Raw genomic sequence first — 23,002 nt, forward strand, 5'->3', positions numbered from 1 at the left:
CTTAAACCAGATTCTGCTCATCCGGACTCCGTTCCATTCACGATTATTCTTTTACCGACCCCACAACAATTCCGGTCACAAAGTATTTTTGCAGCAGCGGGTAAATTAGCAGCAGCGGAATGACAGCTACTACGATTTTGGCTGCATTCAGATTTTTGTTCGAAATCTCAGTCAGATTGCTGAGCTGAGCAGAGTTTGTGCCAGATTGAAGAAGCTCCGCAATATTCACATTAAGCGACTGAATATAGGTCATAAGCGGATAATTGCTAACTTTGGTCATATAGATCAAACCACTGAAGAAATCATTCCACGTGCCCACAATACTGAACAGGGATACGGTCGCCAGCGCAGGAATAGACACGGGCACATACACTTTGAACAAGACCTGCAATGCATTTGCCCCGTCGATGAATGCCGCTTCTTCAAGCGCTTTTGGCACTGCGGCGAAGAAGTTCATCACAAGAATGACACTGAATATTGGAACAGCACCTGGCAGTACAAGCGACCAAATCGTATTGAGCATATCCAGGTTTTTGATCAACAGATAGCTGGGGATCATGCCCCCACTGAACAGCATGGCAAAAATCATGATATTCATATAAATATTTCTGCCCTTAAACTCCCTTTTTGATTTGGACAGCGGATAAGCCATCAAAACAATAAGAATCATGTTGAGCACAAGGGACAGAGCCACACGTAGAACGGAAATGCCAAAGGAGCGCCAGAACTGCGCATCATCAATAATTTTCGAATAAGCGGCTGTTGTAAACTTAACGGGTAACAGACCTACGGCATTGGCCGATACGGCCTCACTGCTGCTGAATGAAATCGCAACGATATTCCATAATGGAAGGAGGCAGATCAAAGCCAGCAATATAACGATGGCGTAGATGACAAACCGGCCCATTCGGTCTTTCAGGCTTGCGGAATAAGACACAAGTTTCGCCTCCTTAGAATATTTTTCTGTCGGTGTATTTTTTGGCCAATTCATTGGCGGACAATAATAGAACAATACCAATCACTGATTTGAACAACCCAACAGCCGTACCGAAACTATACTGTCTGCCAACGAGACCAATCCGGTATACATAGGTATCCAGAATATCGCCCGACTCATAGACAACCGGGTTATACAGATTGTAGATTTGATCGAAGCCTGCACTCAAAATATTGGTCAGACTCATAACCCCCATGAGCAGAATAATAGGCAGCATGCCCGGCAACGTAATATGCCATACTTTTCTCCACCAGCTCGCTCCATCTATCCCTGACGCTTCATATAGGCCGGGATCAATCGAGGTAATTGCAGCCAAATAAACGATGGAGCTATAACCGAATTCCTTCCATACGTCCGTCCCGATAATCAGCGGCTGGAACCAGGTGTTGCTTCCGAGAAAATTAATATTTTGCAAGCCGAAAAAGGCTAAAATCTGGTTTACACTTCCATCCAGGCTGAACATGTTAACAACCACGGAGGCCAGAACAACCCAAGACAAAAAGTGAGGCAGATATACAATGGTCTGCACGGATTTTTTAACAAATTTAAAGCGGATTTCGTTTAATAAAATGGAAAAAATGATGGCCATCAGTGTGCCGAGTAGAATCTTGGCGATGGCAATCACCAACGTATTACTGATTACTTGCCCGATGTCCGGCAGCTTGAACATATAAATAAAATGCTTGAGTCCAACAAACTCGGAGCCAAACATACCTTTGGCTGGTACGTAATCCTGAAATGCCGTAATGACACCAACCATTGGAATGTAGCTGAATACCAGCAAAAATAAAATGCCAGGCAGCATCATCATATGATACATGGCACCCGTGCCCAAGCGGTTTCTTGCTTTATATTTTTCCTGCTTCATGGATGAACCCCTTTCCTGAAGAAAGGCTGCTTAGCGCAGCCCATCAGCAGTGTTAACTTAATTATTTTTGGGATGTAGTCTCGGCTTCGATCTCCTGGATCACTTGGTCTCCGCCTTGTTTCTTCCAATTGCTGACGAATGTTTCGAAGTAATCCAGCGGTTCCGCACCCGTTATGATTTTGATGAAAGATTCCTGTTCCATTTTGGTCAGGTTAGCCCACGTCTGTTTCATGCTTGGTGTAGTTCCAGAGAACGCTGGCGTCATCCAGTTGAATTTACCTTCCTGTGTCAACTTATCGATCAGCCCCACTCCGTTCATACGGGAGTGATATTTCGACCAAGCTGTTAAATCATCCGTATCCTGGTCTTTCAAGTATGTTTGGATACTGCCAATATTGTTTTTCGATTCCGTTGTACGGACCTGATCCAAACCGATCTCGCCTTTAATTCCACGAACAACGTCGGAGTAATCATCCAACAGGGATGTTGCCGAGTTGACTTCAATATTAAAAGGTCTGGTTGAACCGTCTACGCCGCTTTCCAAATACTTGGCTGCCTCTGGCATGGTAGTTGCGACATCTTTGTCATTTGCCAATTTATCGTAGAATAGATTAATAATTTTAATCGCGAGTTCCGGATGTTCATAACCTTTTCTCACAACGATAAACTGACCGGATGGATTGGCGTGTGCCACGTTTACCTTACCGTCTGCATCCTCCAGCGTGTAAGCCGTGAATTTCGCATGTTTATCCATCTGCTTGACACTGCTCAGTCCCCAGTCTGGAATGTGCCACGGTCCAAAAGCAATTCCGCTCTGACCATTGGTATAAAGTGCAGTGATATCGTCAAATGTACGGGTTCCAAATTGCGGGTCAATGATACCTCTCTTGAACCAGTCGGCCATAACGCCCAACATCTGCTTGGTTTCCTCTGTAGTCGAACCATAAACGATGCTGCCGTCTTCACCCTTCATCCAATATTGAGGATACGCGCCTTCGGTTGAAGCAACACCCAGCATGGTATATGCAGAACCGTTATAGTCCGTCGTATTCAAGGTGTTCACAAAAGGAATGCCCACCGGTTTCCCAGTTTGCCCAGGATCTTTTTTCAGGAACTCTTCTGCTGTTTTCTCTACATCTTCCAGCTTGATGGCACCGTCTCCGTCAGCATCAAGTTTTATTCCCAGCACATCCAACCAATCCTGACGAACCCAAACCATAGTTGGTGCGGAGTCCAGAGAGGTCGCTGGAAGGCCCATCAATCGGCCATCAATCGTGGCATTGTCAAGTGCACGGCCATCGTAAGAGTCGTAAATCTGCTTGATATTATCGGTGGCATATTGTTTGTATACTTCCGTCAGATCTTCAATCAGATCATTATCAACCAATTCTTTAAGTTCATCCTTGGAATCGACGCGCATCATATCGGGCAATTCCCCGGAAGCGATTGCAAGAGAGACCTGACGACTGTAATCTTCACCATTAGCCTCAAATTGGTCCTTAATTTGTGCATTAAACGATTCTTTAACCAGACGGGTATACGCATTGTTCTCATATGTATCTCCAGCCGGCAATTTCGGATTCGCCGTCGTAACACGCCCCATCGTTACCGTCACTTCGTCTTTATAAGCACTGAATGGATCTCCAGGTGTTACCTCATATTGACCTGCATCCTCAGCAGTCGGCGGATTGGAGGATCCCCCACAGGCTGCAAGGACGGAAACCATCAATGCGGACATGGACAGCACTGCCAGTCGTTTCGTCAACATTTTGCTTTTTATTGACCAATTATTTCTCATCAAATTCAACTCCCCTTCGTTCTGATTATTTCTCTATCATGTTGTTTGCGCTTTCATTATAAAACTTGGAGAAGCTTAATCGAGATAGGGATTAAACGCTAGTTTGGATAGAGAAATGTATACAGTTTTCACTCGAATCAACGAGCAACTTGGAGGTTGTGAACATTCATCTCACCTACTGACTTACATTTGTCTATCCTCGTTAATAAGTGAGGGTAGCAAAGCTAGTGTCGCACAAAGAAAAACCGGCAAACTCCTCAATCAGGAGTCTACCGGCTATGAATAATCAAATGGAGTAAAAAACGTGGGAATTCACGCAGATATGTTAGCATTTCAGCGTTGATTCTGGGAAGCAGTCACTTCAGCAGTCACTTGGTCGCCTCCCTGTTCTTTCCACTCTTGTACAAATTGATCGAATGACTCGATCGGTGCAGCACCTAAAATAATTTTCAAAAATGTATCATGCTCCAGCTTGGATAATTTGCTCCATAATCTCTCCACCGCTGGCGTTCGTTTGTAGGTAAGACTTCGAACTTTATGGATATTCGGATCAAAAAAATTTCTTCCACCCACGAGCAGTGAATAACCACGCATAAAGTTCTCGTTGTGCTGATCCCAAAACGAAATGCCAAGTTGATCATAAGGCTTTAGCTTAGTTTGTTTTATCGTCGAAACTGTATTTTCCAGCAGCTTATATTCGGACTTGTCCTTAAAATCAGCTGGGGTTTTGGTTCCGGCCAGAATCTCCTGCACGGCTTTGGATTCATATCGTGCTTCATCTGCCGGGGCAAAGAAATTGCGACTGAGCATAAAACTGGTACCATACTTGAACTCATCACGGAGGTACAGATTGTTTATCTTGATGATCGCTTCGGGATGAGCATACCCTTTGCGAACCACCAGGAAAGAACTTGAGGGATTATCCACCTTCACACGAAATGCTCCGTTTGCATCCAGTGGGAGCGCGTAAGCCTGCCAGTTCGCCTTGGGATCTTTCAGCCAAGCGCTTGGAAGCGGCCAGTATCCTGCAAAAAAACCTTGAAAGAACATCCCTGCCTGTCCGCTAATGACAGTTTCCTCCGGCTCTTTGCGAATGCCCAGATCTGGATCAAGGAGACCTTTGGCATACATATCACGAAGCCTGACCAAAGCGTTCCTTGTCTCTGGTAGAATCGAACCGTATTCAGGTTTTCCATCTTTTTCGAGCCAATATCCAGGGAAGGCTCCATAAGCCGCGAAGATCGGCGTTAGATCAAAGGCAAAAGCGCTGTTGTTGAAATCGTTAAACAGACTTGTACTTGAAGCAAGCCCGATCGTATCCCGTTTTCCGTTCCCATCCGGGTCCTGCTCCACAAAGGCTTTCGCAACAGCTTCCAATTCGTCCACTGTTTTCGGTGGTTTTAATCCAAGACGATCCAGCCAGTCCTGCCTGATCCAGAGCATACTGAAGTCCTCCGCCGTCACAGACGGAACAGCCATCATTTTCCCTTCAAAGGTCACTTGTTCCAGAGCCAATCCATTGGTGCTGTCGATAATTTTCTTCATCTCAGGTGAAGCGCTGCTTGCATATGCCTTGGTCAGATCTTCAATTTCTCCCGCTTTGACCATCTCATTCAACTGAACTTGATTAACGATCATTGCATCAGGCAAATCATTGCTGGCAATAGCCAGATCGATTTTCTGTCCAAAATTCTCCTTGGATACCTGCCACATGACCTCGACGTCAATGTTGAGGTTTTGCTTAATCACCGTTTTCCACATATTCTTTTCTAATGTTTCTCCTTCGGAGAGATCCGTACCTGTTGGGTCAACCACATATCCCAACCGGATGGAAACGGGATGTTTATATTTACCGAATGCCTCGGTGACAGCTGTGTCAGGAGCGGTTGTCGTTGGACCAATTGGCGATTCCCGAAAGTATGAAATATTAAAAAATACGATACCTGCAATCAAGCTGACGACAACACCACACACAGCCATCTTCTTGATCATTGCTTTACCTTCTTTCACCGGATTGTCAGTCGGTTATGCTGAGATTATACTATTTGTCGCCTCTGCCTAATTGTCGATATTCACTAGGCAGCACGCCTGTCAGTTCGCGAAAGATTCGGCTGAAATATTTCTCATCCGTATAACCCACCCGCTCTGCAATCCAGAAAATCGTGTTGTTTGTGTTCAATAAATACTCTTTAGACTTCTCCATTCGAATATATCGGGAATAATCATTAAAGGTTTTTCCCATGATGTCCTTGAAACATTGGCTGAAATAGCTGCGGCTAATGTTGAGTTGCTGGGACAGCCCTGAAGCTGTAAATGCCTGATCCAGATCATTCTGCATAATCATCACGGCTTTTTTCACCCCATCTATCATTTCCTGAGAATAAGAAACCTGTTCATCCGCCTTTCGAATACTTTCAGAGGTCAGCTTGATCCACTGTTCCACCTCGTACCATGATTGAAAAGAATGGATCATGGAGATTCTGCCCAGCGTAGTCTCTGCGAAAAGATGGTTCCACTCCATGACCAGGGAGTACAGTAATCCCATCAGCTGCCCTTTTTGCAACCTTAGAGATCTAAACTCTTCAACAAGCTGGTTATAATAATGATCGTTATGCGTCCACGGAGATAAAAACCAACTTCGTTTAATACGATCCAAGTCCTCATCCCGAGGTTCTGTTGGAGCTGTATCTTCTTCATTCATGGAAACGGAAATAACTGGATCTTGGGGTTCATACGCATAAAACAAGGACGTTTCTGTATAGTTTATAATCCAGTTTTGAATTTGCGACCATGTCCGTTCCTGTACATCAGACAACACCAGTAGCGCACCTTGAGGAATTTGATCCAAATATCCCTTCAATTTATCGAATAGCTGATCCTCTCCATCCTGAGGTACCGCCCACATCCAGCTGTTCCGTTCCACTTCAAATTGGACCTCGTCTGAACCGGATTCGAGACCGATAGGCCAGATCTGGCCGGATTTTCGGTCCAGTGAAACAAGTGCATACACTTTACGATAATGGACGTTGGTTTCACCTAGCTGCGGCATCTTTCGTCTTGTATTCGTGAGCTCCCCAATCCGGGTATGTATTCGATTCAGTACATGTTCGAATTGTTCCTTCTCAAGCTGAACTTTGGCTATATAGTCGATCGCTCCCAGCCTAAGCGCTTCCTGGATATAATCAAAATCCTGATGAAGGGTAAGCACGACAATATGAAGTTCCGGGTATAGCTGCCTTGCAGAGCGCATCAGTTCAATGCCTGACATCACAGGCATCGCAAGATCCGTTAGCATCAGATCCACCGAGTTGGATTCCAGAAAATCCAGCGCCTTAGCCCCGTTACTTGCTTCTCCAACAACCTCCATGCCGAACTCGTTCCATGGCATTGCGGAGCTTATTCCTTTTCGCACCAATTTATCATCATCCACAATCAATACCTTAATCATGCCGAGATATCTTCTCCTTTGATCGGAAGTATAAGCAATATGCTTGTGCCAGTTCCCAATTCACTCTCAATCACCAGTTGAGCTTGATCCCCGTATTGTGCTTGTAACATGCGGTGAACATAATTGAGCCCGATGCCCATCCCTACTTTTTGATGATCTGCTACACGATTGTTCAGAAGTCTTTCAATCGCTTCCTCCGTCATGCCAGCTCCATTATCCTGAATCATAATGTTCAGCGTTTCTTTGCGTGTCACTTCAATTTGAATAAAACCTTCGTCGCTCAGTCCATGGTATAGTGAGTTTTCAACCAGTGGCTGTAGAATAAAACGAGGTACAGGTATTTGAAGCACTTGCTCATCAGCGGAAATACGCACATCAAATTCAAAGTCATAGCGGATTTGCTGCAGGATCAAGTACTGTCTAAGCGCGTCAATTTCCTCTTCCATCGTGGAAACCTGTCCTAATTTACCTAAATTGTAGTACAACAGTTTATTCAGGGACTGCACCAGCTTGTCAATCTCACCTTGTCCATTCATTACCGCCAGCCAGTGGACCGTATCCAGCGTATTCATCAAAAAATGAGGATTGATCTGGTACAGCAGTTTCTCTACTTCAAGGTCTGCACGAATTTTCTCTTTCTGCTGCACCTCTTTGAAGAGGTCACCGATTTGATGCTGCATATTCGAGAATTCGCCTAACAGAAAATCAAATTCTGGAATCTGCGTGCGGGTCTGACTGCCTGCCGTTTGTGGATTTTGAGACATGCCGTTGATCTCCGAATGGAAAAGACCGAGGGGTTTATAAACCATCTTCCACAGCAACCAAGCCAGAAATACCGTAAAACCAAGGAAAAATAAAGCGACCAGTAATATTTGAAGCAACCACTGGTTTTTCTCCTGTTGATACTTGGCCTGCGAGATCACCGACACAACGCTCCAGTTCTGAGTGGAACCCTGTCTGAACCAATGATAATCGCGAGCTATTCCGTCCGATGCTGCACCATTCGATAAGTTGGAGAAGTTCTCCCCGACTTTCATCGCTTCCGGAATCTCACTATACACAATATTCCCCTCTCCATCGAGGATCAAGTGGGATAAATCTCCTTTGTACTGATTGTAACCCAATATATCCTGCGCAAGGTGAAAACCGGATTCAACGTAAATATACACATCGTCCCTCTGGGGTAATTTTACCTTCCGCATGGCGGATAAGACGAGCTGATCATCAAACCGGTTCACACTGACATGAGGACCATAGTAGGTAATCCCATATGCTTTGGAGAGCACAGGCAATGATTCGGGTGCAAAACGATCCTTTATGGGAAAGTTTCCAAACTGTGTGGAGCCATCCTTCTGAAAATAATACAATGTCAAACCTATATTCGGGTTGGTAAAGGTTACGACATTTAATTCGCTCTTTAGCTCATCCCGAGTTTCAATCAATTCAAATATATTGGAGGTTGGTTTCAAGACCTCATCCAACTTCTTGCCTAATGTACCACTGTAGGATAATTGCTGAGTAACATGATTCAGGTTGGTGATCGAATTCTCCAGTGAGGAAGTCACCTGCTGTAAATTGCTCCGAATGCCATCATCGATCTTATTCGCAAAAATGGAATCAATGGTGTAGTAGGAAATCGCAACTATACTAATGAAGGGAATAAACGCACTGAGAAAAAACAGCAAAAAGATTCTTTTTTTAAGTGTCATTCCAACCTATTCTCCTTAACTTCATCCATTCTATGTTGAATGCATAACTCCATAATTATAGATTGATAATTCAATATGTCAAACGCTTTCAAATTGTGCTTATGACAAAAAGACCCTGCCAGCGTAATGCCAGCAGAGTTATTATTATGGTAAAGGAATTAAACCAGGAAAGCTTTAGAGATGATGACCAACAAGATGAACAGAACAAGGATTGCGCCGATGGATGTGAAACCACCGTATCCACCAAGACCTCCAACATTTCCATATCCTACTTCACTCATGTAATCTCCTCCTCTTTTGTGTTATGTCATAAGGTATTCAACTCTTAGTGTATTGACAAGGCTTTTGAGGCAATCATCAAAAAAAGGGCTCTATCCGCATTGCAGCAGACAGAAGCCCTTCCTCATACTGATGTTTGTCTTCCATTGGAAGAGACTAGAGATCTTGAGTATTAACCTTCCTGCGCAATGGAAACGCGGTGTATCTCATCTTCAGCCACTTTTACAGAAATAAAGCTGATCAGTTCTCCACCTTCGTTTGTTTCCTGCTCGGCAGCAACGGCTATGCCATTGTGGTATAACGTCTCGGTATTTACAGGGAAAGCAACCTTCCAGACAAAAGGTTTTCCAGATTGCAGTGTCACTTCACTCTCTGTATTCCCCTTATGTTTAACCCTAATGTCCCGGTCAAGGATAGGAATATTCCCCATTTCCGCCCATTCCAGTGAATGCGCAAGTCTGGGCAAAGTGCTAATTACGGATGCACCGTTTCCTGTAATTCCCATCAATCCCGCGGCCACGGAACCTATCACGCAATAAGATACCTCCGGGTAATCCCGTCGCTCCAATGATGGATTTATCAGCTCTTTCAATTCACTAAAAGCTTCTTCATTTTGACCATACCGATAAAAAATATCCGGCAGGTAAGTCTTTCCTTCAACGTTAGCAACACGATGGATCTTGACATCCTCAAGCGCCTTGTGCAGTTTCTCCTGTTCACTGACCGAACCGTAATAGAGGGGGAGAAATGTCCCTTCTGCATTATAACCTGTTAGGAAAGAATGATCTTGCAGCTTGGCTCCGAAGAAGCGCCCCTCCTCCTCGTTCCACCATTCCTGCTCATAACGTTGTTTCAGGTCTTGCGCCTTGGTGGCGTACACTTCCGCTATCTCCGTTTGGCCCCTGAGACGGGCAAGATGGACAAATGCACGGTAACCGGCAATTTGAGCAGCAATCATATCACCACCTATCAAAGGCTGATGTCCAGCCTCGTTGAAGGTAGCCAGGCCCCTGCGTCCGTATTCAGGATAATATTCCAATACCCCGTCTCCGTCTTTGTCCCAGGTGTTTGTATATTCATTTAAAGTTAAACTAAAGAAATCCAGTAACTTGCTGTTATTCAAATAATAATTATCTCCTGTCCATAAGTACTGACGTAAGCTTGCGTCAATAATGTCGAAATTCGCGGGGAGATTATACCAAAAATCCTCATCGCTTTCATAATCAACTGGGGCAGGAACATTGTCCTTATTGATCTCCCAGTAGGTACACCAGTCACGTGACTCGGCAATATTTTCGGCAAAATGCATGATCATGTTCTTGGTATGGAAACGAAGTCCGAGAACAGCAGCTCCGGTGCTGTGGTGCATGACATCACGGATGCAAAATGCTTCTCTGGCTGGAAGAGCGGCTTCGTACCATAGTCCGACGGGATCTTCACCAAAGTGGGCATATTCCAGCGCCTGCCGTTTGGCCCAAACAAAACCTTCATTCAACTCCTTATCGGAAGATTGAAAAGTTACTGCACCAGCTTGGGATTCTACCTCTCTCTCATAAGGCATGTCAAAGTCACTCCTATCCTTTTACGATTTAACTTTCCTTGGAACCTGAGAAGGTCAGACCTTCCATAAACGCTTTTTGCGCGGTGAAGAATAATAGGATACACGGTAAAGTGATTACAACAGCCGCTGCCATTAACAAGTTGGTATCTGTGGCATAGGTACCCTGAAAACCCGCCAAACCGAGCGTGAGTGTCTTCCATTTGTCGCTGTTGATATAAATCAGCGGTCCCATGAAGTTGTTCCAGGAGCCCATAAAGACCATGACGCCAACCGCCATCAGAGCCGGTTTGGACAGCGGCAGGAAAATCTTCCACCAAATTTTAAAGTAACCGCAGCCGTCGATGATCGCTGCTTCCTCCAATGCGACGGGTAGCCGGGAATAGAACTGACGTAACAAAAAGATATAGAACGCCGATCCAAAGAAGGCCGGAACGATCAGCGGGTACAGCGTATCGAGCATGCCCAGATTCTTGAACAGAATGAATTGCGGTATCATCGTAACCTCGCCCGGCAGCAGCATGGTTGACAGCACCAGTACGAACAAGATCCCGCTTCCCCTCACCTTCAAACGGGCAAAGGCATAACCCACAATAGATGAAGAAAGAACCGTACCCACGATAGGGAACACCGTTGTAATTACCGTATTGACCAGATAACGACCAAACGGGAACGCGGTAAGCGCCTTCGCATAATTATCCCAGCGCCAGTGATCAGGCCATATGCTCATTCCTGAAACTGCAACCTCTTCCAGACTCCTTAGAGAGGCAGAAACCATCCACAGAAAGGGATACAGGAACATAACGGCTCCGATCAGCAGCAATATATAGGCCAGCCAATGCACCTTTTTGTGAGCAGATTTACGCTCTTTTTTTACGGACACGACGCTTCCTCCTTCCGGTTTGCTCTGTTTCGTAATAAACCCATAATGCACTGCTGCGGAATACAAGCGCAGTGAACACGAGGATAATCACAAAGAGTACCCAGGCCAGGGCCGAACCGTAACCCATTTTGAACCACATAAAGGCATTTTGATATAGATAGTAGGCATAAAATAACAACGAATTATCAGGTCCGCCGTTAACCATGAAACCTTGGGTAAAGGTCTGGAATGCCCCAATCATGCTTGTAACGGTGTTGAAAAATAAAATCGGTGAAATCTGTGGTAGCGTCACATGCCAGGCTTTTCTTGCTGCCGTTGCTCCATCAATCTCAGCTGCCTCATACAAGCTTTGTGGAATATCCGAAAGACCGGCCAGATAGATAATCATATTGCCTCCGACCGTCCAAAGACTCATGATAATGACTGCCGGCATTGACCAATCTGGACTGGAGAACCAGCCAGGGCCTTCGATACCAATCAAACGCAGTAATGAATTGACCAGACCGACATTCGGGTTAAAGATCCAGATAAACAGCACCATTTGTGCTACACCCTGCACGAGCGTTGGCAAATAATAGATGGTACGGAAAAAATAGATCCCGCGCAGCTTCAAATTCATCAGCAAGGCAATCGCTAAAGAGAGAATGACCTGCAAGGGTACACTTACGAGTGTGTAATAGAAGGTCACGGACAGCGATTTATAAAACATGGTATCCTTGAACAGCATGCGGTAGTTGTCCAAACCGATCCATTTCGGGTCGCTGACGACCTCCCATTTGTTGAAACTGATATAGAATGAGAAAATCATCGGACCTACCGTAAATAACAGAAAGCCAATAATCCAGACTGAGACGAACAAATAAAAACTTGCCGTTTTGGTATGGATAATCCTCTTTTTCACAAGAACTCTGGTAATGGTATAAATAATAGCGAATACTAGCACGATAACGGTCAGAAAAGGGAGAAGAGGCAACAATGATGCCGGTGCCCCTATTCCTTCATAGAAACTGTAGATCCCTTCTATTATTCCATTCATAGTTTGCTCCCGTTAGTTTTGTTGTAAAATCTTGTTTATCTTCTCTGCCACCTGCGGGAATACTTCCTTAACATCCTTGTTTCCAATTCCGATTGGTGTTGTATCATCGATAGCTTTCATCTCGTTGTTGATTTCATTCGTACCCTTCTGGGCTTCCTGTGTATGCTGTTTCTCGGCGGCAAGTACGAAGGCTTTCAGGTTCTTGTCGGGGGAAACCGTTTCAAACGCACTTGTTGCACTGGAAATAACCGGAACGCCATAGGCATTCTTGTTCCCTCCGATGATTTTTTGAACCTCTTCGTTTTGTGTAAGGTGATTAATGAACGTTTCTGCGGCTTCAGCATTCTTGCTGTCCTTGCTTAGAGCCAGTCCATTAACTTCTTTGGAACCGCCGTTCCCTGGGAAAGGAACAATATCCCATTTGAACTTCTGCACATCAGCCATTTGCGGTAAATACCAAGGACCAAAGTCGGTGAACATGCCAATTCTTCCACCCAGGTACCAGTTCATCATGCTTTGTCCCTGCTTCTCACTATCGTTCGGCACGATGCCGGCTTGTTTGCTAGAAACAATATACTCGGCAGCGGCTATGACTTCTGGTGAATCTAATGCTGACTTACTCAGATCATCGCTGTAAAATTGACCACCAAACGCATATATCCAGTTACCGAGCCACAGTGGTTCTGAACCAAAAATCTTTGTTGCCCCTTCTCCAGACGTGAGATTCTTTGCGATGTCATTGAATTGTTCAACCGTCATCGGTTCAGTCTTGCTTGGAAGCGGAATGTTGTTTTTCTCAAAAAGATCAACGTTAATCGCCATAACTTTAGGCTTGATAATAAATGGTGCTGCATATGCTTTGCCATCCACACTCATGGAATCGACGAGCGAAGGTGAACTGAAGAGCGATTCATCCAACTTCAATTCTTGGAAAGCGTTTGCAAAACCAGGCAAATCCCCTCCTGAGATCAGCATGACATCAGGAGTCGTACCTCCAGCAATCATCGTTTGTAGCTTGGTGAGATAATCCTTCTGAATCCACTGGCTCTCAACCTGAATGTCGGGGTAATTTGTCTCGAAGTTATCAATGGCTTGCTTGATCGCATCAGCTTCTGACTGAGCTCCCCAGAAGGCAAATGTTATTTTCCCCTTGTCCTTTGTCCCGCCCTGACTTTCCGACGAGTTCCCTCCATTTCCGGAACACGCCGACAATGCAATTACAACAAGTAGAGATAAAATAATCAAAGACCATTTTTTCATCATTTTTCCCCCTATTGAATTGAATATTTCAATAAAAATCAATCTTCCACGTCTCCTATGGATCTGATTTTCGCGCCGCAGCTGCTTCTAATCATCAGCTTCGACGGAATCACGATCTTTAACGGCACTTCTCTGCCGCCGATCCGTTCCAGCAGCATTTTCACCGCGCTCTGGCCCATTTGTTCAGTGTAGATTTTCACCGTGGTTAACGGCGGATTGGCATAAGAAGCCATTTCAATATCATCGATGCCGACCATAGCGATATCTTTCGGAACCTTTAAACCGGCTTCTTTTAATGCCCTCCCAGCAGCTATCGCCATGGGGTCGGAACCAATCAGGAAAGCTTCCGGTAAATCCTGCTTATCAATAACTTCCTTCATGAGCTGATATCCGGTAGACATGGAGAAACTATTACCGATATGGACATGCTCAGGCAGGTACAGATTTTTCTGCTTCATATAAGATTCAAAACTGCTTTGCCGTTGATCCACTGAATCGATACCAGAGTTGGAACCAAAACGATTGATGAAATCACGTGAGCTGATCAGGCCAATTTTTGTATAGCCAAGTCCGGTAAGATGATCCAAAGCCATCCGAGTTACCTTGTCAAAATCGACAACGACGGAATCAAAGCGGTCCTCATCCGGCGAATAGTCGACAAAAACAATGTTATGTATTCGGCTGAAGTACAAATTGTATGGATCAAATTCGAACTTGCCAATCACTATAAGTCCATCAAGCCCCGACAGGCTTTCATACGAATCATGGTTCACCCAGCGAATCGTCCGAGTAATGTGAAGCCCCAGCTGATTGAATTCTTTCTCGATTTGCAACCTTATAGTCAGGTAATACGGGTCCTCCGACTCAAATTGCTCCGAACAGAAGGTCACCAATCCGATTTTATAATCTTTCAACTGCGCCGCTTGATTGGTATGACGACGCTGGGTTACTTTATATTGCAGCTGTTCTGCAGCAGAAAGAATTTTTCTTCTTGTTTCCTCCAAAACCGATAAGGAAGGATCTCCGTTCAGTACACGGGAAACTGTAGATGGAGAAACACCGGCCAGACTTGCAATATCACGAATTGTTGGCACTACTGATCACCTTTTCACTTCATATTTGGGAAACACCCCTCACAATCATTTTATAGTTTTGCTGACCACTTGCCAATCACATTGTATTTTGTTTACTAAACATTAGTGAACTAATGTGTGTTTTCAATATATCAGAGATCAATTTGTTTGACAATACCTTATTGTCATCGCTTACAATCTATTTTTATTAGTATAAAACGCTGATTATATCCCGTATTACGTATATCTATTTTATTTGTTTACTAAATATTTTGTAAACATTATACTCTAAGCAAGGTATCATTATTCCATTATCTATTTATACAAGCAGGAGGTATTATGAAAACTTTAATCAACTACGATTGTCCCACTGTAATTATTGACGGTAACAGCCCCTTGTTTGAAAGCTTTACCAACATCGAAACCATTACAGAGAACCTTTTTCTGGTCCATATCCGACTAACAGCTGTGAAAATAGAACAGCCGCCCGTGTGCCGGATCGAGTGGTCTACTCCCGCCGTTGACATCCACTCTTTATGGCATCCGGGAACCGACCGCAATAAAGCCCTTCAAGTCGATTGGGGTGATGGTTTCCAGTCCAAAAGCACTTCTCTTGCGCCTGTGGCCTCTCTATATAATCTAGAGGGACGAAATCGAATGACCTTCGCTTTTACTGATGCATTGAACAACGTGTCGATAAAAGCTGGTATTCATGAAGAGGATTCCACTTTCCTATGCTCTGTTACCCTATTTGAAGAAGCGATGCCCAAACTCGATCATTACGAAGCAACGCTTCGAATCGACCGTAGGGATATCCCCTTCTATAAGGCGCTTGAAGATGTAACCAAGTGGTGGGAAGGCCTTCCCGGCTATGAACCCGCCGCAGTTCCTGATGTGGCCCTCCGCCCTATGTACTCCACGTGGTATTCCTATCATCAGAAACTGACCGCTGCCGAATTGGAGGAACAATGCAGACTTGCTAAGGAACTTGGATGTGACACCATTATTGTTGATGATGGCTGGCAGACGGATGACAACAACCGGGGTTACGCGTATACCGGAGACTGGGAAGTCTATGCGGGCAAGATTCCGGACATGAGAGCTCATGTGGATACCGTACATCGGCTGGATATGAAATATATGTTATGGTACTCCGTGCCATTTGTAGGGAAGCGCAGCAAGGTATGGAGCAAGTTCGATAATAAACTATTGCGCGTAGATGAGAAACTGAATGCGGGAGTGCTGGACCCCCGGTACCCGGATGTACGGGAATACCTGATCAATACCTATGAACAGGCCGTATTCGGATGGGATATCGACGGTCTGAAGCTGGATTTCGTGGATAGCTTCAGGCTAAGCCCAGATCAGAAGGAGGGAACGGCGGAAGGACGGGATTATGAATCAGTGCCTGAAGCGGTGGACCGCCTGCTCTCCGATGTTATGGAGCGACTGAGAGCCATCAAGCCGGATATTCTCATCGAATTCCGCCAAACGTACATCGGCCCGTTAATGCGAAAATACGGCAACATGTTCCGGGCCAACGATTGCCCGAACGACTCCATCCAAAATCGCATCCGTACGCTCGACTTGCGACTATTGTCGGGGAATACAGCCGTACATTCCGACATGATTATGTTCAACCCTAAAGAATCGGTCGAAAGCGCAGCCATGCAGCTGATCAACGTTCTCTTCTCCGTGCCTCAAATTTCTGTTCGTCTCGATGAGATTGGAGAAGTGTACGCTGGAATGATCCGCTTCTGGCTCTCCTTCTGTAAGGAGAATAGTGACATTCTGCTAAAAGGTAAGTTAGTTCCGGAACAACCCGAGCTACTTTACCCACTTATCAGTGCTCAAAAAGGAGATGCGAAAATTGTCGCTGTTTACGCTAATATCGTTGTCCCAATGGATGCTTCCTATGACCGATTCATTGTAGCCAACGGAACTTATAACGAACAAGTAGTTGTCCGTTGCCACCATCCGGGTCGTTACAATCTAACTGTAAAAAATTGCTGCGGTCAAGTTGTGCTACTTCGTCAAATCGAGCTTCAGGACGGTTTGCACGAGCTGCCCATCGCAAGAGCTGGGCTAGTAATTTTACAACGTATAGATGATTCAGGAGAGATATGAGCAGATCATTCAGGTGCCTTCCGAGGTCATAGCCCTGTCACATAGACAATAAAAAAAAGAAATTTGATGAAGTGGCGACTTTTTCCCGGAATTCAATTAGGGAAAGGTCGCCCTATTTGTTTTGGAAACGTTCCATGTTGTGAAAATAAATCTTTGCGGGAAGATGACAAAAGTCACCTTAAACGAATTACTTTGTACACTGATATAAATTTTAAATATCCTCGATACTTAAGTTACACAAAAAAACAGACGAGGTGCTTACCATGAATCCAATATCTTTAACGATCTCATTAGTAATTGTCGTACTTATTTTGAGGGGCGTTATCCAGGGCAGCAAGAAACCATTGCACGAATCTGGCCGGAAATTATTAATTCCGATCCTTTATATCTCTACGTCTTTGTTTGAATTGTTTGACCCTACGTTGGTGCTTACATCTGGCAGAATGATCATTTCAATCGCTATAGGTGCAATTCTGTCGATCCCATTAATTCTGGTGACGCAATTCGAGCGGAAATCGGATGGCAAGATGTACTATAAAAGAAACGTATCTCTTTATGTTTTGATTATTGTTATCTTCTCGATCCGATTCTTTGACTTCTTGTTCATCTCAGGCATTGATCCCAAGACTCTTGGATTCCTGAATAATGTAGTCGCCTTATCCTATATCGCCATTTGGCGAATAGCTAGCTTCATTAAATTTCATAATTCCAAATCAAGTACGTTCAGAGCTTGGGACAAAACCGCTTAATCGTACGATTAGCCAGAGCTGGTTGACTTGCCATATCAAGCATGTTAACCTAGGCCGAGTATTAGCAATGATTGTCAAACCCTCCTACTCTTATAATGATGAAAGGTAATTCAACAAATGATGATATATAGTCGTCTCGCCATCATGATGCCCCCCTTTCCCTAGCTAGGCTCATATTCTTGTTGTCATAACAGAGTATAAGCTTGTAGGAGGGCTAATATATAATGAAGAAATATGCAGTACCATCTTTGCTGTTAATGATTGTTCTTATCGCTTTTCCACAAATCAGTGAGACCATCTACACTCCATCGCTGCCAGATATCGCAGCAGCACTTGGTGTATCTAATAGTTCCGTACAATTCACGCTAAGCATCTATTTTATAGGGTTTGCCCTGGGTGTCTTCTGCTGGGGCTGGCTGTCCGACTTGATTGGTCGTAGACCTGCAATGCTGGGCGGTCTCATCATATATGGGATCGGAAGCTTGATGTGCTTTTATTCGGAATCGATTCAATTGCTTCTCATTGGCCGTTTCGTACAGGCTTTCGGTGCCGCAACTGGCTCGATTATCACCCAAACCATGCTTCGAGAAAGTGTATCGGGAGATCGAAGACATGCGATGTTTGCCCAAATCTCTGCCGTTATTGCATTTACGCCGGCAGTTGGACCACTTATTGGTGGTTGGATTGATCAGGCCCTTGGCTTCAGATGGGTATTCTTGGCGTTAGTACTGATGAGCGTTTTGTTGTTCATATATGCTTTTCTTAAACTGCCGGAGACAACGAACGTTTCTTTACGGTCCAAAGTCGCTATACTTCCGGTTGTTAAAAAAATGCTAGCTATGCCACGCGTAATGGTGTTTGGCGTATTGATCGGAGGTATTAACGGAGTTTTATTCAGTTATTATGCCGAAGCTCCCTTCATCTTCATAGAACACTTTGATCTGTCGCCTGGCGTATATGGTTTTCTGGGCATTATTGTGGCTTTGGCATCGGTGGTCGGTGCAATGATCTCCAAAAGATTATTGACCGTTTACACACCGGAAAAGATCATTCGTTTGGGCTGTCTGGTCATGACCAGTGGAGCTATGCTCCTAACCCTTGGAAGCAGCTTGTCTATGCTGCCCAATCTTTTGCAGATCATCTGCATGTTAACTGCCATGTTTGTTCTGTTGATTGGCGCAGGTATTGCTTTGCCCAATTGTCTGAGTCTTGCCCTTGTCCATTTTCAAGATGTAATCGGCACAGCAGGTGCCATATTCAGCTTGGGCTACTACTTGCTGGTAAGCCTGACCACATGGGGAATGGGTGCTCTGCATAACGGTTCACTGCTGGTAATGCCCTTATATTTTCTAATCATTAGCGGCGTAATGTGGTTGCTTGGCAAAAGATTTATCTCAGAAGAATAATCTATTAGAATAATTCATTAGGATTATAAATAATACGAAGAAATGTCCCGGGGCACATTTCAAAAAAATAGAAGCAGTCCAGTACTTTTATCGTATCTGGGCTGCTTTTATTCCTATGATTGAACACCATGTTCTGAAAGCCAATCGGCTTATCCAACGTTTTTTAATGTTTTATATCCATATCTACAACCTTAACTTTGAAGCTTCCACGCATATACGGAAGTAGCGAAATTACACCCACCAAAGCCAACACAACCCCGACCCAGATCGGTGCAACCAGACCATAACCGGCACTAATAGCCAAACCTCCAACAGAAGACCCTACCACTACACCAAAGGTGACGATCGCGGTGTGAACGGTGTTCACCATCAGACCACTTCCTCCCGTACGTATCACTCGTGCGACCATAGGCGGGTTCATTGGAACTCCGGCCAACCCGATGATGATTACGGCAGGAATAACCACGGCAGCTGTATGTACGCCAATAGCGAATATCAGAAGACCAAACGTCAAGAGAACAAGCCCTATCGTTAGAATCAGCATGGTATATCGGTCCGCCAGTCGACCAGTGATCAGATTACCAACAACCGTAGCAGCTCCATACACAACAAACAATAGTGGCACCGCGGACGTTGAAAAGCCCGTCAACTCTGTAAAAATTGGAGCAAAGTAGCTGAATGCTGCAAATGTGGCTCCTATAATAAGAAAACTTGTCAGGTAAGCCGCCCAGAGCTTGCGATTGCGAAAAGATTTCATTTCATGACGCAAACTCGTGGGCTCCGGTCTGGATAATACGGGGATCAACCGCAATGCAGTTACTCCTGACAGTAGAACAAGAATGGCGACCGCCCAAAAACTGAAACGCCAGCCATAAGCATCAGCCACCCACGTTGCAGCAGGTGTACCCAGAACCGTAGCGATCATAAGACCCCCGAAGATTATCGACACCGCCCGTCCCCGCTGGTTTTCCTCCACGAGCGAAGCAGAGATCGAGATTGATACGCCAAAAGCAGCTGAGGAAGCAACACCTGCTATGATGCGTGAGGCCATCATAACCTCATAGCTACCTGCGATCGCGCCAAGCAACTGTCCAGCGAGAAACAGTCCGGTTAGCATAATGAACGCTTTTTTCCTAGGCATATTCAGCAGAGCAGCGGTTAGTAAGGGACCTCCTACGACCATCCCCGCTGAAAAGGCTGTAATCAAATATCCTACTTGCGAGACAGATACTCCAAACTCTCCCGCAAGTGTATTCATCATTCCAGCTACCATAAATTCTGAGGTAGTCATGCAAAAAATAGCCAAGCTAAGCACATAGATTGCCAATGGCATCTTCAATTCCCCTTTTCATATGAGTTATAAAATCACACTATTGTAATGATCGGTACAAAACTAATGCAAAAAAAAGTGCCGGATTACCCGGCTAGTAAATAGCTGCCAATGTACCTTCTACAATACTTTTTGCCAGATCACGGTTCTGTGAAGAACTGTTAAGCACGCGAAGTCCGTAATAGCTGCTTAGAAACAGGCTTGCCAGTTCTTTGGCTGGTTTCCCTGAAGTAATCTCTCCTGTCTGCGCACCCTGCTCCATCAGATCACAAAGTGCATCCTCCAAAAATCCGATATGACGTGTTACCACTTGCTCAACCATAGGATCAACCCTTGCCCGTTCCATTGCTGCATTAATTAGGAGACAGCCTCTTCGCCCTGATTCAGAAAAATCCTCCTGTATACCCCACTCCAGCAGGCCGCGTAATCTTTCTTTCAACGGTAAGGAACTCTGTAAAATCTCGCTTTGCTCCCGTATCCCTTCCTCATGATAACGCTGGAGTACCTTTTCGTATAAATCATGTTTGCTGCCAAACGCATTATATAAACTGCCCTTCCCGAGACCGGTCTGTTTACATAGATCCTCAGTAGAGCATCCTTCGTATCCGTTCAACCAAAAGGCATCCATGGCCGCGTCAATTACAGCCGTATCCTTAAATTCTCGTGGTCTTCCACCTCTGGTCACTGCATTCCCTCCCTTCTCAACGAAATAATAAATCTTAGTATAGGTAATTTGTAACGTTCAGTCAAGAAGTGGTTTACAGCTTCATTTTTCTCTGTTACAGTAAAAATGTCATACCATATTAAATCGGGAAAGGAAGTCGGAATAAATGAAAATCGCAATTATTGGAACCGGTAATATCGGTGGTAATCTCACCCGTCGTCTCACCAAACTTGGTCATGATGTCTCGATTGCTAACTCACGTGGTCCTCATACCTTGACGGATCTGGCTGAAGAGACAGGCGCAAAACCACTTGAAGTAACGGAAGTCGCCCATGGTGCCGAGCTGGTCATTGTAACGATTCCACAAAAAAACATTCCGGATCTCCCTGATGGTATCTTAGATCACATTGCACCTGGTGCTGCCATTATAGACACCGGGAACTATTACCCCCGACAGCGTGACGGCTTGATTCCCGAGATCGAAGGTGGCTTACCTGAAAGTCGCTGGGTCGAGAAATATTTGAAACATCCTGTTAACAAAGCCTTTAATGGCATTTCCGCTATAAATTTGCTTGAACGTGGACTGCCTGCCGGTTCACCGGATCGACTTGCTCTGCCGATAGCTGGTGATGATCCTGATACAAAGAAAATTGTGCTTCAACTTGTCGAGGAGCTGGGATTTGACGCCATAGACGCCGGCGGATTGGATGAATCCTGGCGCCAACAACCGGGCACTCCCAGTTACCAGGAGCATGGAGCGGATAGTCTTCGGCAGGCCTTATCGAATGCTAGTCCTGTACGAAGCAATGACTTTAAAGCTTGAGCATTTGAAATTCCAGGACATTGAATACGTCATCATCCACCGCCCTTTCGGGCGGTTTTTTTGTTTGATCCTATCTATTCCATGAAATACAACTGATGTTTTTTGCGGTACTCTCCAGGCGTAAGGGAAGTTTGACGTTTGAACAGCCGTGTAAAATAGTTATGGTCCTGCAGTCCACACAACTCGCCGATACGCTTCAGCGGAAGCTCCGAATGTGCCAATAACCGCTTGGCCTTCTCCATTTGCAGGTGATGCCTGTATTGCAGCGGGCTCATCCCCGTATACTGCTTCAGGCAGCGGGCCAGGTAATCAAAATGATAAAGCAGATCACGCTCCATCTGTCCCGAATCAAACGGCTGCTCCAAGCGTTGACCAAGATAATTCGCCACCTTTTCGCTCAAAAAATAGGAACGAGCCTGCGGGCTGTTCTGTCTCATTCCCTTCTGTAATTGCAGTAGGAATTGGCCCAACAAAACATGTAGCTCGAAGGAACGCTGACGGGTGAGTACATGGTGCAGCTCAAGCATTTCTTTCAGTATCGGCTCCAGGTTACGTAGATCCACCCCGGCGAATTTGGGAATTTCAATGACTCCTGGGGGAGCCTCAATATCCTGGTCTGTTTGTTGAAGCAAAGGCTGCTCCCAAGTCGTCTTTTCTTTTAAAATCATCTTTTGCACAGAGGGAAGCTGGAAATGAATCCAGTATACCTCCGTCTGCACATCCGTTGGTCTATAGCCACGGTGGTCTTTGCCAGGTTCAAGAACAAGCATCATACCTTCCACAATCTCGTAACGGATGCCATCTTCCTCCATGTACAGCGCTCCTTTGGCACAAATAATAAGATCGAACACATCAAAGCAACGCTGGGCATGCTGCATCCCCGGCTGCCATTCGGTGTGTCCAATGGCTGCTAGTAGCGGAAACGGCGGAACTTGAAGTTCAAGTACAAGCATAAGGTCCCCCCTTAGTTCAAAATGTAGATAATGTGCTATAT

At 45.0% G+C, this 23,002-nt stretch carries 19 protein-coding genes; 4 read left to right on the forward strand and 15 right to left on the reverse strand.

The genetic code is table 11. The annotated features are described in order from the left end of the window. Nucleotides 1–43: 43 nt before the first annotated feature. The 12 genes from DC345_RS21875 to DC345_RS21930 form a co-directional block, all read right to left on the reverse strand. On the reverse strand, nt 44–937 hold the full coding sequence (locus DC345_RS21875) for a carbohydrate ABC transporter permease (RefSeq protein ID WP_113054902.1): 894 nt from the start codon (nt 935–937) through the stop codon (nt 44–46). A 13-nt stretch (nt 938–950) separates the two neighbouring features. Continuing rightward, nucleotides 951–1,865: an ABC transporter permease gene (locus DC345_RS21880; RefSeq protein ID WP_113054903.1), complete on the reverse strand. Its 915-nt coding sequence runs from the start codon at nt 1,863–1,865 to the stop codon at nt 951–953. Between the two features lie 61 nt (nt 1,866–1,926). Next, the gene (locus tag DC345_RS21885; protein ID WP_113054904.1) at nt 1,927–3,663 is read right to left on the reverse strand and encodes an extracellular solute-binding protein; all 1,737 of its coding nucleotides are present in this window, start codon (nt 3,661–3,663) and stop codon (nt 1,927–1,929) included. 333 nt (nt 3,664–3,996) lie between these two features. Next, complete coding sequence (locus DC345_RS21890) at nt 3,997–5,655, reverse strand: extracellular solute-binding protein (RefSeq protein WP_258530757.1); 1,659 nt, start codon at nt 5,653–5,655, stop codon at nt 3,997–3,999. Between the two features lie 49 nt (nt 5,656–5,704). Beyond that, nucleotides 5,705–7,111: a response regulator transcription factor gene (locus tag DC345_RS21895; RefSeq protein WP_113054905.1), complete on the reverse strand. Its 1,407-nt coding sequence runs from the start codon at nt 7,109–7,111 to the stop codon at nt 5,705–5,707. Continuing rightward, complete coding sequence (locus tag DC345_RS21900) at nt 7,108–8,820, reverse strand: sensor histidine kinase (RefSeq protein WP_113054906.1); 1,713 nt, start codon at nt 8,818–8,820, stop codon at nt 7,108–7,110. Before DC345_RS21900 ends, DC345_RS21895 begins: the two co-directional genes overlap by 4 nt. A gap of 158 nt (nt 8,821–8,978) precedes the next feature. Next, a complete protein-coding gene (locus DC345_RS21905) occupies nt 8,979–9,101 on the reverse strand; it encodes a sporulation protein YjcZ (protein ID WP_079697598.1) in 123 nt (40 codons plus the stop codon). A gap of 170 nt (nt 9,102–9,271) precedes the next feature. Further along, the gene (locus tag DC345_RS21910) at nt 9,272–10,660 is read right to left on the reverse strand and encodes an MGH1-like glycoside hydrolase domain-containing protein (protein WP_113054907.1); all 1,389 of its coding nucleotides are present in this window, start codon (nt 10,658–10,660) and stop codon (nt 9,272–9,274) included. 28 nt (nt 10,661–10,688) lie between these two features. Then, nucleotides 10,689–11,540, reverse strand: coding sequence for a carbohydrate ABC transporter permease (locus DC345_RS21915; protein ID WP_113054908.1), 852 nt, complete (start codon nt 11,538–11,540; stop codon nt 10,689–10,691). Further along, nucleotides 11,518–12,576, reverse strand: coding sequence for a carbohydrate ABC transporter permease (locus DC345_RS21920; RefSeq protein ID WP_113054909.1), 1,059 nt, complete (start codon nt 12,574–12,576; stop codon nt 11,518–11,520). Before DC345_RS21920 ends, DC345_RS21915 begins: the two co-directional genes overlap by 23 nt. 12 nt (nt 12,577–12,588) lie before the next feature. Continuing rightward, nucleotides 12,589–13,836, reverse strand: coding sequence for an ABC transporter substrate-binding protein (locus DC345_RS21925; RefSeq protein ID WP_181586686.1), 1,248 nt, complete (start codon nt 13,834–13,836; stop codon nt 12,589–12,591). A 38-nt stretch (nt 13,837–13,874) separates the two neighbouring features. Continuing rightward, a complete protein-coding gene (locus tag DC345_RS21930; RefSeq protein WP_113054911.1) occupies nt 13,875–14,930 on the reverse strand; it encodes a LacI family DNA-binding transcriptional regulator in 1,056 nt (351 codons plus the stop codon). 318 nt (nt 14,931–15,248) lie between these two features. Between DC345_RS21930 and DC345_RS21935 the strand changes: the two genes are divergently transcribed. The 3 genes from DC345_RS21935 (at nt 15,249) to DC345_RS21945 (ending at nt 19,191) form a co-directional block, all read left to right on the forward strand. Next, the gene (locus DC345_RS21935) at nt 15,249–17,036 is read left to right on the forward strand and encodes a glycoside hydrolase family 36 protein (RefSeq protein ID WP_113054912.1); all 1,788 of its coding nucleotides are present in this window, start codon (nt 15,249–15,251) and stop codon (nt 17,034–17,036) included. A gap of 263 nt (nt 17,037–17,299) precedes the next feature. Continuing rightward, entirely contained in the window at nt 17,300–17,785 is a 486-nt protein-coding gene (locus DC345_RS21940; protein ID WP_113054913.1) for a CcdC protein domain-containing protein, read from the forward strand. A gap of 224 nt (nt 17,786–18,009) precedes the next feature. Beyond that, the gene (locus DC345_RS21945) at nt 18,010–19,191 is read left to right on the forward strand and encodes a multidrug effflux MFS transporter (protein WP_113054914.1); all 1,182 of its coding nucleotides are present in this window, start codon (nt 18,010–18,012) and stop codon (nt 19,189–19,191) included. 163 nt (nt 19,192–19,354) lie between these two features. Here DC345_RS21945 and DC345_RS21950 read toward each other — a convergent pair whose 3' ends face one another. Together DC345_RS21950 and DC345_RS21955 are read right to left on the reverse strand one after the other, a co-directional pair. After that, nucleotides 19,355–20,524, reverse strand: a complete 1,170-nt coding sequence (locus tag DC345_RS21950) for an MFS transporter (RefSeq protein WP_113054915.1) — start codon at nt 20,522–20,524, stop codon at nt 19,355–19,357. A gap of 91 nt (nt 20,525–20,615) precedes the next feature. Beyond that, nucleotides 20,616–21,206 carry a TetR/AcrR family transcriptional regulator gene (locus tag DC345_RS21955; RefSeq protein WP_113054916.1) on the reverse strand — a complete coding sequence of 197 codons (591 nt, stop codon included), beginning with the start codon at nt 21,204–21,206 and terminating at the stop codon, nt 20,616–20,618. A gap of 145 nt (nt 21,207–21,351) precedes the next feature. On the opposite strand from DC345_RS21955, the gene DC345_RS21960 reads away from it, so the two are divergent. Continuing rightward, nucleotides 21,352–22,008 carry an NADPH-dependent F420 reductase gene (locus DC345_RS21960; RefSeq protein WP_113054917.1) on the forward strand — a complete coding sequence of 219 codons (657 nt, stop codon included), beginning with the start codon at nt 21,352–21,354 and terminating at the stop codon, nt 22,006–22,008. A 74-nt stretch (nt 22,009–22,082) separates the two neighbouring features. Here the strand turns inward: DC345_RS21960 and DC345_RS21965 are convergent, their stop codons facing one another. Further along, nucleotides 22,083–22,961, reverse strand: a complete 879-nt coding sequence (locus tag DC345_RS21965; protein WP_113054918.1) for a helix-turn-helix transcriptional regulator — start codon at nt 22,959–22,961, stop codon at nt 22,083–22,085. Nucleotides 22,962–23,002 lie beyond the last annotated feature (41 nt).

The sequence above is a fragment of the Paenibacillus taichungensis genome (assembly GCF_003287275.1).
Lineage (GTDB): Bacteria > Bacillota > Bacilli > Paenibacillales > Paenibacillaceae > Paenibacillus > Paenibacillus taichungensis_A.